Annotated in this window: 12 protein-coding genes; 5 read left to right on the plus strand and 7 right to left on the minus strand. The window is 54.6% G+C overall.

Translation table 11 applies throughout. The features are described 5' to 3' along the window. Window positions 1–19: 19 nt before the first annotated feature. Window positions 20–2,824, plus strand: a complete 2,805-nt coding sequence (locus tag Mag101_RS07880) for a serine hydrolase (protein WP_077403167.1) — start codon at window positions 20–22, stop codon at window positions 2,822–2,824. 312 nt (window positions 2,825–3,136) lie between these two features. On the opposite strand, the gene Mag101_RS07885 is transcribed toward Mag101_RS07880, so the two are convergent. Then, on the minus strand, window positions 3,137–3,460 hold the full coding sequence (locus Mag101_RS07885; RefSeq protein WP_077408149.1) for a DUF4242 domain-containing protein: 324 nt from the start codon (window positions 3,458–3,460) through the stop codon (window positions 3,137–3,139). A gap of 209 nt (window positions 3,461–3,669) precedes the next feature. Here Mag101_RS07885 and Mag101_RS07890 point away from each other — a divergent pair, with 209 nt between their 5' ends. Beyond that, window positions 3,670–5,571, plus strand: coding sequence for a tetratricopeptide repeat protein (locus Mag101_RS07890; RefSeq protein ID WP_077403170.1), 1,902 nt, complete (start codon window positions 3,670–3,672; stop codon window positions 5,569–5,571). Window positions 5,572–5,657: 86 nt separating this feature from the next. Here the strand turns inward: Mag101_RS07890 and Mag101_RS07895 are convergent, their stop codons facing one another. After that, the gene (locus Mag101_RS07895; protein WP_077403173.1) at window positions 5,658–6,524 is read right to left on the minus strand and encodes a DUF2306 domain-containing protein; all 867 of its coding nucleotides are present in this window, start codon (window positions 6,522–6,524) and stop codon (window positions 5,658–5,660) included. Between the two features lie 110 nt (window positions 6,525–6,634). Beyond that, entirely contained in the window at window positions 6,635–7,780 is a 1,146-nt protein-coding gene (locus Mag101_RS07900; protein ID WP_232325178.1) for a helix-turn-helix domain-containing protein, read from the minus strand. Between the two features lie 194 nt (window positions 7,781–7,974). Between Mag101_RS07900 and Mag101_RS07905 the strand changes: the two genes are divergently transcribed. The 3 genes from Mag101_RS07905 to Mag101_RS07915 are packed head-to-tail and all read left to right on the plus strand — an operon-like array spanning window position 7,975 to window position 11,930. Beyond that, a complete protein-coding gene (locus Mag101_RS07905) occupies window positions 7,975–10,356 on the plus strand; it encodes a DNA polymerase II (protein WP_077403176.1) in 2,382 nt (793 codons plus the stop codon). 41 nt (window positions 10,357–10,397) lie between these two features. Next, window positions 10,398–11,321 (plus strand): M14 family metallopeptidase, encoded by a 924-nt coding sequence (locus Mag101_RS07910; protein ID WP_077403179.1) that lies wholly within the window; start codon window positions 10,398–10,400, stop codon window positions 11,319–11,321. Between the two features lie 54 nt (window positions 11,322–11,375). Continuing rightward, a complete protein-coding gene (locus tag Mag101_RS07915; protein ID WP_077403182.1) occupies window positions 11,376–11,930 on the plus strand; it encodes a cytochrome b in 555 nt (184 codons plus the stop codon). Here Mag101_RS07915 and Mag101_RS07920 read toward each other — a convergent pair. The 4 genes from Mag101_RS07920 to Mag101_RS07935 form a co-directional block, all read right to left on the minus strand. Next, window positions 11,878–12,588 (minus strand): ABC-type transport auxiliary lipoprotein family protein, encoded by a 711-nt coding sequence (locus Mag101_RS07920; RefSeq protein WP_077403185.1) that lies wholly within the window; start codon window positions 12,586–12,588, stop codon window positions 11,878–11,880. The two genes, Mag101_RS07915 and Mag101_RS07920, sit on opposite strands and share 53 nt — an antisense overlap. Then, window positions 12,585–13,538: an MlaD family protein gene (locus Mag101_RS07925; RefSeq protein ID WP_077403189.1), complete on the minus strand. Its 954-nt coding sequence runs from the start codon at window positions 13,536–13,538 to the stop codon at window positions 12,585–12,587. Before Mag101_RS07925 ends, Mag101_RS07920 begins: the two co-directional genes overlap by 4 nt. A 91-nt stretch (window positions 13,539–13,629) precedes the next feature. Beyond that, complete coding sequence (locus tag Mag101_RS07930) at window positions 13,630–14,073, minus strand: GNAT family N-acetyltransferase (RefSeq protein WP_232325179.1); 444 nt, start codon at window positions 14,071–14,073, stop codon at window positions 13,630–13,632. 55 nt (window positions 14,074–14,128) lie between these two features. After that, a complete protein-coding gene (locus Mag101_RS07935; RefSeq protein WP_077403192.1) occupies window positions 14,129–14,554 on the minus strand; it encodes a hypothetical protein in 426 nt (141 codons plus the stop codon). Window positions 14,555–14,652: the final 98 nt, after the last annotated feature.

Below are 14,652 nucleotides of genomic sequence, written 5' to 3' on the forward strand. Positions count from 1 at the left end.
AGTAAGAGTAGCGATTGCGATGAAGCCTACCGTACTTGCCCTTTCTGTGCTGTCTATAGCCCCGTTGGCTGCAGCCGATAGCCCATATTTTGATCAAGAGATCCCGGGAGCGAAAGCCAGCCTGTTTGCTAAAGATACCGTGTCGGTGACTGGGCGTTACGAATACGGAATCGCCTTTTCTAAAGATCTGGACGAGATGTACTTCTCGGGGCAGAAGGACGGCAAGCCAGCTGCGATTTATTCGTCGAAGTTGGTCGACGGCACCTGGCAGCCCATCGAGCAAGAGGCGTTTACCAAAGGCCAGAAGGCGGGCGAAATGCAGCCGTTTTTTAGCCCGGACGGTAAGCAGCTATTCTTTACCGCCTATAACGCAGATTTCACCGATACCAAATTCTGGACGGCCGAGCGTGTTGCCGATGGCTGGGGTGCTGTCAAGAAGCTTGCATCTCCGATCAATGACAGCGAAGTGTTCTATTCGACGCTGGCAGGCAACGGCGACCTGTTTTTCACCAATATCATCGAATCCAGCGTCTACCATGCGCCGCTGGTGGATGGTGAATATCCCAAGGTAGATAAGGCGGGTATCGAGTTTGGTATCCACGGGTTTATCTCGCCACAGCAAGACTATTTGCTAGTTGATGCCAAGGCCTCGGGTGACGAGCGTAAAGACAGTGATATCTACGTTTACTTTAAGCAGCCCGATGGCGGTTGGTCTAAGCCGGTTAGCTTGGGCAGTGAGGTAAATTCGACCTATAGCGAAACCGTGCCGAGCGTTACTCCAGATGGTAAATACCTGTTCTTTAGTCGTTATGACGAAGAAGGTGGAGTATCAAACCTCTATTGGATTAGTAGCGAAGTAATCGATGAGGTGCGCCCTACACCCAAGCTGACTGGGCCTTACCTGGGCCAAAAAACTCCGGGTAAAGCCCCCGAAGTGTTTGCGCCGAGTATCGTCTCTACTCAGCAACGTGACTATAGCGGCTTTTTCTCGCCAGATATGAGCGAATTTTATTTCACGAGAAAAGCAAGAGATGAAAATAAATGGTCGCTAATTAGCTACAAAAATCAGAACGGTAATTGGCAAAAACAATCAACCGAGCCAAGGGTAGGGCGGCCAATTTTTTCTCCCGATGGCAATACCATGCATCTGGGTAAGCAATTTAAAACGCGCACCGCCGATGGTTGGTCAGAAATTAAAAGCCTGGGCGCGCCTTACGAAGACATTCGTATTATGCGGCTGATGTCATCGGCCAAGGGCACTTATGTGCTGGATGAAGCCACGCCCGATGGCACTGGCCTTATTCGTTACTCGCGCGTGGTGGACGGGAAGCGTGAAGCGCCACAGCCTTTCGGAGTCGAGATCAATGCGGGTAAATGGAATGCACACCCGTTCATCGCTCCTGATGAGTCCTACATGATCTGGGATGGTGAACGTACCAGTGGTTATGGTGATAACGACCTGTATGTCAGCTTTAGGCAGCCTGATGGCTCCTGGGGCGAGGGCATTAATATGGGCGACAAGATCAATACTGAAGCCGCCGAAGGGGGTGCTATCGTAACGCCAGACGGTAAGTATCTGTTCTTTAATCGCAGCGGTGGCGATGGAAATGGTGATATTTATTGGGTCGATACCAAGGTGGTGGAAGAACTACGATACCGTGATGCCAATAACTTGTCGGCCACAGCAACACCCCTTGAAGCCAAGATCAAGCATTGGAACATGCCCGACATTAAACGGAATTTTTGGCACATTCCGCTGCTAGCCAAACCTTGGCTAGATGCAAAGCCCGCCGAAAAAAATGATGGTATCGCGGTAGGTGAGTTAGGTGTTGATGCAGGCCATACGGAGGCGATTTTAGCCCTGACAGAAGAAATCGCCGATAATCAGCACGACAAGCTGGATAGCCTATTGATTGCCCACAAAGGCAAGCTGTTGTTTGAATCTTACTACGCTCGTGGCCGTATCGATTTACCACACCCGCAATCTTCCGTTACCAAGGCCTATACCACACTGGCGTTAGGTCGGGCGATGGAGCTGGGTTATTTAACGCAAGCCGATCTGGATAAACCCATTGTCAGTTTTTTGAAGGAAATTGACCGCTCCAAGCTGGGTGAGGGTGCCGACAAGATAACTCTGCAAAGTGCCCTGGATATGAATTCGGGCTTACAGATTAGTGATGAAGATGACGATAAGTACGACGCCAACCAGGAAAAATATAGTGGTGTTGGGCTAGTGCAGGCATTCTTGGAAGATACTGCCCCTATTACCGACGATAGTCGGAGGTTTGAGTACTTGGGCGCTAACCCGATTATGGTCATGCAGGTTATTGAGAGCCTGGTGCCGGGTTCCGCCGAATCGTTTGTTCGGACAGAGGTGTTCGGTAAGCTGGGCATCACCAATTACAGTTGGCGCAACGACGCCAGCGGCCTGGCAAGGGGTGAAACCGGTTCAAGCCTGACATCGCGCGATATGCTAAAGCTGGGCATCCTCGTGATGAATGATGGGCAGTTCAACGGTGAGCAGCTGTTGTCGCAAGAGTTCGTGCAACGCCTGAAGCAACATAACCTGTCGCTAACGGATCAACAGTCACAGGATTTTTACAGCGGCGCCAATCTCTCGAACCCTGGCTATACCAATTATTGGTGGCCCCTTGATATGACTGTTGGCGACAAAACCTATTCGGTGACCTCGGCGCAGGGTGCTGGCGGTGTTGCCATTCTGGTGATTGACCAACTCGAGCTTGTGATTGTGGTAACGGGCCATACCCGCGAATCATTTTTGCAGATGGCGGCTGAAAAGATATTGCCGGCCTTTGGTGGGTAACAATTGGGGCTGTTGCTGAGTGCCGACTTTTAGGTTCTGTGAAGTCACAGAGATGAGAGGGCGGATTAACAAGGTAAGGTGAGCGTGTTTCCGGTGATTGCCGATAACCCGAATCTTTTGGGTAGACGTCAAGGTCGTGGATGAGCTTAGAAAAAGCGATGCCGATAAAACAAATTAAATCGGACAGCCGTTAAATCACAATATTTTTTACTTTAATACCGGTAACACTTCTGCGGTCATCCCGCGCTTTATTGGTACAAATACGCGCAGCAAGCGTCGCAAGATGATACGATGCTTGCTCGCGTAATCGATTTATATATCTTCCGCGGTCTGTGGTCCGATCATCCTGCACACTTGTACGATCCTGTCTGCCGGGAAACCGCCGAGCTCGGCGTGTTTGGCAATGATATCTTTGTTGGGTGCCTCATAGACGCAATAGAATTTGCCTTCGGCAACATAACTTTGTTGCCACTGAATTTGTGGACCCAGCGCTTCGAGGATCATGCGCGACTTCTGCGAGATCGCCTTAAGTTCTGCAGCGGTCAAGCGATCTGCACCGGGAACGGTGCGCTCAATGATGTACTGGTTTCCGGTATCGTCCAGTGGAGACCGGCCCGCAAATGTTGGGTCGGTCATAGTTTTGTTCCGGCGCATAGCGTCTCCTTGTAAATTGCTGCCGCAAGCCCCCCGCTTACGGCTGTCATTACCATGGAAGCAGCTACCTGCAGTGCCCTCAATGAACTGCGCCTGAACCTTAATCTGAACTGGAAACTGCCCTTAAATCAATTGCATAGCAACATAAATGAACTGAGCGGCGGGGCAGGGGTCCCGTACGAGACTGGCCCATGGCGATACTGCAATTCGGAGAATTCACCTTAAATACCGAAAACCTCACGTTGACTCGACGTGGGCGAACGGTGTTTGTGCAGGAACTTCCCCTCAAGTTACTTGTGCTGCTGGCCAGCCGACCCGGAGAACTGATCGACCGCGACGAGCTGTTCCGTCATTTTTGGCCGGACGACCAGAGTGGTTTACTCAACGACAATCTCAACACACTGGTGCGCAAACTGCGCCAGGCCCTCAATGATTCCCCGCGCAACCCGCGCTTTGTCGAAACCCAGCCGCGCAAGGGTTACCGGTTTATTGCCCCGGTGGCGGTTGTGGAGCCTGCAAGCAGCGCCGAGCAAAAAGTCCTAGATCTCCAGGTATGTGGGGCTAATTTGGACCGCATTACCGTTGTGCCGGAACCTCCGGCCAGTAATTCACTTTGGAACCGACAACACGTCACTGGTGGCGCGGTGGTGTTTATGGCCATCCTGGCGCTCGCGGTCATCGCCGGACTGGATCTTCCCGGTTCAGAAGATCACGGTACGCAGCGTTTTCATTCGGTAGCGGTGCTGCCTTTTATGAATGCCGGTGAAAACAACCAGCGGGATTATTTCAGTGATGGTCTGGCTGATGAACTCATCAACCGCCTTGCCAGCTTCCCCGATCTGCGCGTGGTAGCGCGCACTTCCTCGTTCTCCATGCAAGATTCGACACTGGATGCGCGCGCCATCGGTGAACTGCTCGATACCGATGCGTTGGTGGAGGGGCGTGTACAGCGCAGCGATGACAAGTTGCGTATTCATGTTCGCTTAGTGGATACCCGTAGCGGTTACCAGCTTTGGGCGCAGAGTTTCCAGCGGGACTTCACCGATACGTTTGCTTTGCAGGAAGAGGTTGCACTGACCGTGGTGGCCTCATTGGCCGGCAAACTGTTGCCAGAAAACAACGGCACCAGCCACGCAGAAATCCATCCGGCTGCCTATGACAACTATTTGAAGGGGCGCTTCTATTGGCACAAACGCTCTGAGGCTGACCTGCACCGCGCACTGGAATACTTTGAGGCCGCCACGAGTTTGGCTCCGGACTATGCGCCGGCCTGGGCCGGGCTCGCCGATGCCTATGCGGTACTCGGGTTCTACGACTATATGCCGCCGGAGAAAGCCTTTGGCCGCGCCAAGGTTGCTGCCCGCCGTACGCTGCAGCTCGATCCAAACAACGCCTCGGCAGAGGCGACGCTGGGTTATGCAGCCTTGTATTTTGATTGGGACTTCGAAGAGGCCGAGGCCCGCTTCTTACAGGCGATCGCCATCAACCCGGACTACTCAAAGGCCCACCAGTGGTACGCCAATCTTCTGGTAGCGGCGGGGCGTTTCGACAAGGCGGAACATGAGATGCGCCACGCGACCCAGCTCGATCCATTGTCGTTAATCGCCAACGCGGCTCTGGGCTGGGTTCTCTACAACGCCGGCGATTACGAGGGGGCATTGCAACAGCTGGAAACTGCGCGGGAACTCGACCCCGGGTTCCAGCTTGTGGATCTCTGGCGCGGCTGGACGCTCGAGGCAATGGGCGATTACAACGGGGCGATCTCCGCGTTGGAGCGAAGCGTCGAGAAATCCTCAGGTAATACGATCAGCGTGGCCTCACTGGCGCGGGTACTGGCCCTGGCCGGCAGGGAAGAGGAAGCGCATACGCTGCTCGAAGGCTTGCAAGAATCCGATGGCTATCTCCCCGCCTATGAAGTGGCCAAGGCCCACCTCGCCGTCGGTAACTGCGATGCCGCAGTGCGCTGGCTAGAGCGGGCCTACGAGCAGCATTCCCATTCGCTGGTGTTTCTACGCGTCGATCCACAGCTTGCTAACCTGCGTAAAACCACCTCGTATAAGGAGATGCTCGCGCAGGTGTTTAAACGCGGTTAAGTCCTGGTAACGAATCGTCGCTATTAGTTGCTAGCGTGCTTTCGACCAGCACCTGCGGTTGCAGCAATCTGTGCAGTTCCTCGAGATCAAAGCGAAGGCGGCTCACCCGCGATAAGTGATTGCAAGAAGGGCGTATATCCCACAACGCCTATGATCAGCGCGACCGTTAGTGCGATCAGTACACCACTGGTCACATATTGTATTTGCGGGCCGCCGCGCTCCGCAGCGTAGAAATACAGCTGTAGCGTCAGCAGCGGAAGCAGATAACAACCGAATGTCCACATTGGGAAGAATGGGTCACCAAATCCAGGCTCAAGGCCCAGCAGCGTGCCGGTAATCAGGTAGCTAAATACACCCACACGCAGAAACCACTGGGCGTTTGAAACTAGGAATAGACGCAGTGCCCATTTCCGATGATTGCCGATATCCCGATTCTTAATGCATCGCAGTGCCATATAAGCAAAATACAGGATAAATACCCCATTAATGGAAGTGCCAATGGCTGACAGCATATCCGGGCTGGTGCCTCTTATGAGTACCAGATAAAACCCGGATAAGGCGAGGCCCAATACGGTTGTAAGGTAGATATAACCATTAATGCGATGGAAATGCGGAAATCGATTACGCACTTGCGGAATGAGTTGCAGCGCACCGCCAAATGCGACGATACCCGCGCCTAATGCGTGCGCAGCAAATGCCAGATTGCCACCGAAATCACCGGCAACGTACGGGGTACTGCCAAGGGGCTCAAATCGGTTCCAGATTTCCAGGTTCCCTGTTAATACGGAAAACCCGTAAAACGCGATGATGTAATAAAGGAACATCCATTGGCCCACCAATAGTGAGCAAAACCAGAATATTGATGCGCCTTTAAGCAAGCCGCGTGGCTGAATTGTCATCGGCGCGCCAGTTGCACCGGATAAGGGTAAGCGGTCGAGGTATCTGCCCAACATAAGATTCCATGCCTGTTGATGAATTTCTAGGCAGAGATTACCTGCGAGAAGGGCGATTTGCGTCCGGACGGGCCCGTTCGGACGTATTAGTACAACCGTTTGCGGCCAGTTTAGTGGGTTTGCTGCCTGCGGTAGGCCGTCGGGGTCTCGCCGACGGACTTCTTGAAGGCCGCATTAAAGGTGGACTTGGAGTTAAAACCCACCTCGTAAGCGATCGCGGAGACCTGCATATCAGAGTCTTTAACCAATTGCTTGGCCGCGTCGACTCGATATTCATTCACAAACTGAAAGAAGTTGGTATCCAGAAATTGCGATAGCGTCTCGGATATATGGTTTTCACTGACGGATATGGTTTCAGAGAGCTTTTTTAACGATAAGTCGGATTCCATATATAACTTATCTTTCGCCATTACTTGATTCAGTGTTTGGGCAATTTGCTGCATACGCTCGGCTTTGAGACTCGGTAGTCTGGCCGGTGCGGCGCTCTCTTTATCTGTTTCTTTACCTTTATCCGAATCGGTCAATACCGGCTGGTTTATCGCCAGATGGGCAAATACCAGCAATATCACCGCTTCAATAGTGGGCAGTACAATACCGGAACCAAACCAGCGGTAGCCGAGGAAGCCGACGATGTATTCAATTGCGAAAAGCAACCATGCGGCGCCCCATAACAGTAATACCACCCGGAACCAGTCCATCGAGCGATCCTCGATAGAGGCAAATCGATCCAACAGCTGGCGTCGATGTCGCGTATGCAGTCTCAAGGTAGCCACCAGATAGGCGCCGGTGAAGAGAATGAATGCCAGCATGGACACCACGCAGGTCGTAACGGCAATTTTCCAAAGCGCGGGGTCGCGCGTCGACGGGTCTGCCAATGCCAGCTTTTCTGCGGGGGAGCTGCCGAAAAGAAACGGCAGCATGATCAATACAATCAGTAGCGGGCCCAGCATCGCCAGAGCATAGGCTTTGCGTGGCAGTGCCTTATCCGGTGACATGGTGGCAAACGCGTAGAAATAGAGCGCAGGCCCCAACAACATGCGTATAGGAAACTGCAATCCCGCCAGCGAAGGTGCGTATTGGTAAAAGCCGGAATAGATATGCAGCTCGCCCAGGATATGTACGAGCAATAAAGAGAACAGTGCAATCAAGTAGGTCGTTTGTCGCTGCCTCGGCTTGCTCAGGCACTCTAGCAACGCAAACAGAGTCACACCCAGCATGCTTGAGTAGATCACAGTAGGGACGACATTTACGGCCATAGCTCGAACACAGTTGCAGAGATCCAATAAAGGACGATCTTATTACCGAATACAGCGCCCATCAATTGTTAAGCCGTCGGTCATACGGCTATTGGGAAAGGTGAGGGCACTCATCGGGTGGTTGCTGATATCTGTGCATACATACAGTAGAATTGCTTAAACCAATCACCCACGTCTCAACCCAGAACAGTCTCTTGCCCCAAGGTTTTCTCCTCACTCGCCACAGCTTCGATCAGCGCGGCAGCACCTGTATCCACTACTGGCTGGCTACCCCCGAGGGCCCGGCCAAGCTGGTAATTGAGGGCGAGCGCCCGGTGTTTATGGTGAAGGTGGCGGACCGCGTGCAGGTACAACAAGTACTGGCCGCCGTGCCCCACGAATGGCAACAGCTGGGCTTCCAGACCTTCGGCCGCGAAGAGGCGGCGATGCTGTATTTTCCTACCATCGATGCTCATCGTCGGGCGCAAACTCTGTTGAAAGATCGCGGCATCGAGGTTTTCGAGGCGGATTTTCGTCTGCACGATCGCTACCTGATGGAGCGCTTTGCCCGCGGTGGCCTCTACTTTGAAGGCGAAGCCCGGGCCAGAGGCGGTTATACCGAATATCGCCAGGTCCGCCTCAAGGGTGCCGAGGTACAGCCGGATTTCAAGGTGGTCTCCCTCGACGTGGAGTGTTCCGGCAAGGGCGAGCTGTATTCCATCGGTCTCTATGGTCATGGGGTGGAAGAAGTGCTGATGGTTGGTGAGCCGGAGGACGCCGACACCAACATGCACTGGGTGGAAAACGAACGAGCGCTGCTGCAGGTGCTGGAGGCCAGGATCTCCGCCCTGGACCCGGACATCATCATCGGCTGGGCCGTGGTGGACTTCGACTTTCGGCTGTTGCTGAAAAGAGCTGGGCGCTATGGCCTGCGCCTGAAGCTGGGGCGCGGTGGTACCGAGGCCCGCTGGCGGGATGGCCGCGAAGGCAATCAGGGCTTTGTGACACTGCCGGGCAGGGTAGTGCTGGATGGCATCGATGGGCTGAAGAGCGCTACCTACAACTTCGAAAGCTTTAGTCTGGAGTATGTTGCGCAGACGCTACTGGGCCGCGGCAAGGACACCGAAGACGTGGACAACCGCCTGGGCGTGATCGAACACGACTTCCGCCATAACAAGCCCAAGCTCGCCGCCTACAACCTGGAAGACTGCCGCCTGGTCTGGGACATTTATGAGCACACCCGTCTGCTGGATTACCTGCGCCTGCGCGCCCAGCTAACAGGCCTCGAGCTCGACCGCAGCGGTGGTTCCGTTGCGGCGTTTACCAACCTTTACCTGCCCAAACTCCACCGCAGCCACTATGTAGCGCCCAATCTGCCGGCCGATGGTGGTCTGGCGAGTCCGGGCGGTTATGTGATGGATTCCCGGCCCGGCCTCTACGACAACGTGCTGGTGCTGGACTTCAAGAGCCTGTATCCCAGTATCATCCGTACCTTCAAAATCGATCCTATGGGTTTGGTTGAGGGCTTGGCCGACGGAGAGAAAGGGGAAGTAGAAGAGGGCCAGGCGGATGAAAACACCATCCCGGGTTTCCGCGGTGCGCGTTTCTCCCGCGACAAACATTTCCTGCCCGACATCATTACCAACCTCTGGGCCCAGCGTGATATCGCCAAGCAGGAGAAGGATGCCGCCCGTTCCCAAGCCATCAAGATCATCATGAACTCCTTCTACGGAGTACTAGGAAGCGGTGGCTGCCGTTTTTACGACACGCGCCTCGCCAGCTCCATCACCCTGCGCGGTCACGAGATCATGCAGCAGACCGCCAGCTGGATTGAGGAGCTGGGCCACCAGGTTATTTATGGCGATACCGATTCCACGTTTGTTTGGCTGAGCGGCCAACCCAGTCCCAAGGAAGCGGATGCGATCGGTAAGAACCTCGCTGGTGAGATGAACACACGCTGGCGGAACAAACTCAAAGAAGAGTTGGCGCTGGAGTGCGAACTGGAACTGGAATTCGAAACCCACTACCAACGCTTCTTGATGCCCACCATTCGCGGCTCTGAGGCTGGCTCCAAGAAACGCTACGCGGGCCTGGTGATGAACGGCGATAAAGAAACGTTGGTATTCAAGGGGCTGGAAACCGTCCGCAGTGATTGGACCGAACTTGCCAAGCAATTCCAGACCAAACTCTACGCCATGGTGTTTCACGGCGAAGACCCATCCGCATATATCCGCGAAACCGTAGAGAAAACCCGGGCAAGTGAGATGGACGAGCAACTGGTGTACCGCAAGCGCCTAAGACGCAAGCTCGAACAATACGTAAAAAACGTACCACCCCACGTACGCGCCGCCAGACTAGCCGACGAGCGCCGCCGCCAGCAGGGGCTGTCACCGCAGTACCAAAACAAAGGCTGGATTCGCTACGCAATCACGCTCAGCGGCCCCGAGCCAGTGGACTTCCTCCAGTCCCCAATCGATTACCAGCACTATGTCGACCGCCAGCTAAAGCCGGTGGCGGATGCAATTTTGCCGTTCATTGATCTGGATTTTGATAGCTTGGTGGATGGTCAGATGGGGCTGTTTGGTGCGGCCGACTAAACATCGGCATACAATCATGAAAAGACTGGAGAACAAGTGGAATGAACACGAGCCCCGCATTCTATCCAATCGGTACTCCCAGTACGCCATGGAGTGATACAGAGCGAGCTGAATGGCTATCGCGCCAAACCCGTCACCGCAGCTACGATTCTGAGGTGTTGAGCAAGGTTGAACTGCTGCGTTCGCGCTTCGGCATAGAAGAGTATGGTCGCTTGGAATATGGCGATGAAAGCTTTCCGCTGCTGGCAATCCGCAGCCTCGACTGGAATGAGGATCTTCCGGTAATCCTTGTGACAGGCGGAGTGCATGGCTATGAAACCAGCGGTGTACACGGTGCGTTGCGGTTCTTGGATCAGCATGCCGAAGAGTATGCTGGGCGAGCTAATATACTCGTCGTGCCCTGTGTCAGCCCTTGGGCCTATGAGCGCATTCACCGCTGGAACCCAAATGCCATCGATCCAAACCGTTCTTTCTACGATGATAGCCCTGCGGAGGAGTCGGCCGCATTGATACGTCTGGTCGCCCCCGTCGTCGATCGCGTAGTGATGCATATCGACCTGCATGAAACTACTGATACCGATGAAACTGAATTCCGTCCTGCGCTCGCCGCTCGAGATGGCAAGCCATTTACCCCGGGCGGTATTCCTGATGGCTTCTATCTCGTTGACGATAGCGAAAGCCCGCAACCAGAATTCCAGCAGGCAGTCATTGCGGGGGTGGAGACGGTAACCCATATTGCGCCGGCGGATGACAATGGTGAGATTATCGGTTCACCGGTTGTCGCCCGCGGAGTAATTGAGTATCCACTAAAGAAGCTAGGGCTCTGCGCGAGTGTCACCAACGCACGCTACAAGACCACCACCGAGGTTTATCCCGACAGCCCGCGCGCTACGCCGGAGCAGTGCAATGCAGCACAGGCCGCAGCGGTATGTGCCGCAATTGATTATTCATTGGCGCACCAGTGATCTCACTCGGCAAGATCTAGAATTAGGTCAACTCCACCGATATAGCTGAGTTCAATGTTCCGAAATTCGGATTCACGTTATGGCAGCGTCGCCGTCGTCCTGCACTGGGTGATGGCGCTGTTATTGATTGGGTTGCTTGGACTGGGCCTGTATATGGCCAGCCTGCCGGATGTCGGGTTCGATAAGCAGAAGATAAGGTTGATTCTGCTGCACAAGGAGTACGGCATTCTGGCGCTTGCGCTCACATTAGTGCGGCTGGCTTGGCGTGTCGGAAACGTTTTGCCGGAGCTGGTAGAGAAAATGCCGGACTGGCAGAAGGTCGCTGCGCGCTTTGTTCATTTGAGCTTTTACGCGCTTATGTTGGCCTTGCCGATTAGTGGCTGGCTAATGTCTTCCGCCATGAGTGTGCCGGTATACGCTTTTGGGTTCCGCCTTCCGGATCTTATTGCACATAACGAATATCGGTTCGAGCTGCTGGTCGAGCTGCATAAATGGCTGGGCTTTGTGTTGATCGGCTTTATCGTGCTGCATGTTACCGCTGCCTTGCGGCACTACTTTATTTGCCGGGATGATGCTCTGGAGAAGATCTTGCCCGGTCGGCCTGGTTAGGTTCTGATTGAACGATTTGCTCGAAAACAAAATGCGCCGTCTGCGCCAATGCACTGGCCGTGGCCTTGTTCGCCGCGACAACGCCTGCGGTGGGCGTCTGTTCTACCAATGGTTCCCGTACTGTAAACAACTGGCTGGCGATAATCCGGTTGGACCTTCCATCCACCAGTTGTACCCGCAATGCCAGGTGAAATCGTGCCGGGGCGGAAGTGAAGTCCTGTACAAACTCCAAAATCTCTGTGCGTAACCCATAACTGTAGGGGCCGAAGTAGGGCGGTGTGGCCACGGCCCTGAACTGCTGAGTGCCCTCAAACGTGTGCGCTAGCAGGGGTTGCAGCATCTGCGCTGGCGTTGCGCCCCATTCGTGTTTGCTGAAGTAGTCGATCTGATGGGACTGCGCCTGATAGGCCATGCGTATGGTGTCGTAAACCGGGTTGATGGCAGGCGGTAGCACTAGCAGGGTCGTATCACCTCGGCTTTTTTCTGGTGTTACGACTGGGATCTGGTCGATTACCGCCACGCGCATATTGTTTTCAACAGGGGAAAATATCGAGCACCCGGAAAGTAGCGCGACGCCAAACACTGCCATTACGATGCGAGCAGCCCAGGTTTGATTCAACCTTGGCGGTGATGTGCGATGGCCGCTGCTTGGTTTCATTCGGACTCGCCCGGTCCAAGTGGTGGCGCCGCACTGCCGCGGATCAACACGGATGGGTCGCGATTGATCTTGTCGGTAAGCCGCGTTATCGAATTGCTCAGCTGGTTGAGGGTGGCCATGGTGCGGTAGGCCTGAGGCAGAACCTGCTGTTGCAACGCATTGATAGAGTTGGTGCTGGAATCCAGCAGTGGGCCTAGCTGGCCGCTCGCCTGCTCGGTGTTGGCGATGATGGTATTCAGTCGTTGCTGGTTACTGGCCAACATTTGGCTCACCTGCTGCAGGGCGTTTAGGGTATCGCTAGTTGAATCCAGTAGTGGCCCCAGCTTGCGGGTGGCCTGCTCGCTATTGGTTATGATTGCACTGAGCTGTTCCTGGTTGGTTGCGAGCACGCGGGTAACCTGCTGCAGGTTTTCAGCGGTGTGTTGCAGGGCGGTGATAGTGTCTTGATTGAGTAGGGTGCGCACCAGTTCGGTTAACGCCTGTACGTTCTGATTTACCTGGCTGATTGCCGTGTCCAGATTGACCGAGCGCGATGGGGTACTGGGGATCCGTGCGTATCGGGCGCCGGGCGCGGGAATAAGTGAGCCCTGATCGCTTCCCGAATTGTTCAGCAAAATGTAGACGTAACCGGTAAAACCCCGTGTTGCCAGTCCGCGTGCGGTGATGGTGGCGACGGTGGCTTTGGTGATGGGTGTATCATTTTTTACTTCGAGCAGAATGCGTACAGACGTGGGGCCAGTTAGCTCCACGCTGGTTACGTGCCCGACGTCGACACCATGAAACTCCACTGGCGCGCCGACGATCAGCCCGGAGACGGGGTCTTGGGTGACGATCTCGTAGGTTGTTTGGCGACCTGATGCGAGCTGGGAATACAGCCATGCGGCCAGCACAACGAGTACCAGGGCCACGGCAAACAGTATTCGCGCCCGGTTCGCAATGCTGATAGACATCGAGCGCTCCTCTGCCAGTGTGATATCTCCATATCAGGGCCAGTCGAAGTCTAGTTCAAATTGCGCCAAGGCGAACGGGGAAGCGGCAGGGCTAGCGCGGTGCTTGATAGCGCATGATCAATATGTCACGCCCTTGTTTCTGGTAGGTATGGAAGCGGTCGACAATGGCGGAAGGCAAGCCACTTTCAGCGACTTCGGTGTAGCCGAGGGATTCGTAAAAGGGCACCAGATGCCGGTAGGGGAAGGTGAAGGTGCTGTCGTCGTAGGCTTCTGCCATCTGTTGCAACAGGAAGCGCGCGACGCCTTTGCCACGGGATTCTTCCGCGACGGCCACGCCGGCGAGCAGCTGGCTGTCGGTGAGTTTGCGCAGGGAGCCACAGGCAATAATCTGGTTTTGCGCGTCGCGCACCACCATGCAGGGATCGTGGCGCCGCGCTTTGCCGCGAAATTTATGTGCGCGATAGAACTTGTTGGCTAACGGCATCTCGGCATCGGTGAGCCAGTGTGCGCTTAATTCATTGCCTGTTGAGTTCAAATCTAGTTCGCCCTAAATCACGGAAAACGATGGCGCCATTGGTTGTTTGGCTAACTTAGAAGCGTAAACGCAGCCCCAGTGCGCCATCTACGCCAAAACCTTCCTGGTTTTCATTGTCGCTGAAGGCGAAGTTAGGCACAGCCTGCACATAGGCTTGCACACTCGGCGCAATTCCAAAGGACAGGCCGATTGGCAGACGCACGCCGGCTTTGTCATTGTAACTGTCACGGCCGCCATCCTCATAGAAGCCGCCCGCATCGATGTAAACGTAGGCGGTGCCGCGGTCATTGCGGAAGTTCTGCAGGCGCATATCGACGGCGATCGCGTCGCTATTGACGAAGATTGAGGTACCACGGAATTGTGCGGTGACGCCGACGCCAAGATCGTACGCGAGACCCAGGCCGACACCATTCTGGTTGGCAAAAGAGGGCATGCTGATGACGGCGGTGAGCAGTGGAATGGCGAATCTGAGCAGTTTCATAGGTACCTCTGAGGAAAGACAGCTTAGGGGGTAAGGCGCGTAGTATATCTATCGTCAGGATTGTTGATTTGTTTCATGTCACAGTTTGACTCGGGGTG

It is taken from the genome of Microbulbifer agarilyticus, from assembly GCF_001999945.1.
In the GTDB taxonomy this organism is placed as follows: domain Bacteria; phylum Pseudomonadota; class Gammaproteobacteria; order Pseudomonadales; family Cellvibrionaceae; genus Microbulbifer; species Microbulbifer agarilyticus_A.